Annotated in this window: 1 protein-coding gene; it reads left to right on the top strand. The window is 46.4% G+C overall.

Annotation, left to right across the window (positions count from 1 at the left end):
• Positions 1 to 341 precede the first annotated feature (341 nt).
• A partial coding sequence (locus TY15_RS23060; protein ID WP_042375747.1) for an AAA family ATPase occupies positions 342 to 591 on the top strand: 250 nt, incomplete at its 3' end.

The raw sequence follows: 591 nt of genomic DNA, 5'->3' as shown, positions 1-591 counted from the left end.
GGAATGACACAAGCTGCGCCGCCCAGCAACGCAGAGAACGCCTCTGTTGCACCGCTAATCCACCAACCCGCTGCAATGATGATAACCACCAATGCTTGCAGTCCAACAAACCGGTAGGCGATACCGCGAGCATAGCGTGTCGCCGAATCACCAGACGACTTTTGACGCACGAACCCTCTCCGCCGGAACACGGTTACAATTTTCGCGAGTATATAGATTTTCAAGGGGGGAGGCAAGGTCATATCAGTTATCAATAGGCTCGAGAGATAAGAAAAAAAACTTTGCGATATACGATTATATCGTATATAAAAAATTATCCGATACTATCGTAAAGAAGCCAGATGGAAATCGAACCATTATTGTATCAATACAACCCTTGGTGGGAAGACCGATTTTTTTTGGATTCCGTGGTCGATCGTAAGCAAATTTTATCCTCTTTGCAGCAGCTGATGAACACGCCCGAAATCATCCTACTCACAGGCTTACGCCGCGTCGGGAAGACAACTATCATGAAATGTCTGATTCGCTATTTGATTGATAAGCAAGCCGTGGCCCCTCAGCATTGTTTCTACGTTAGCATGGATGACTACC

The sequence above is a fragment of the Neobacillus jeddahensis genome, from assembly GCF_000612625.1.
Classification (GTDB): domain Bacteria; phylum Bacillota; class Bacilli; order Bacillales; family Cytobacillaceae; genus Neobacillus; species Neobacillus jeddahensis.
This window is presented reverse-complemented; position numbering and strand designations above follow the sequence as displayed.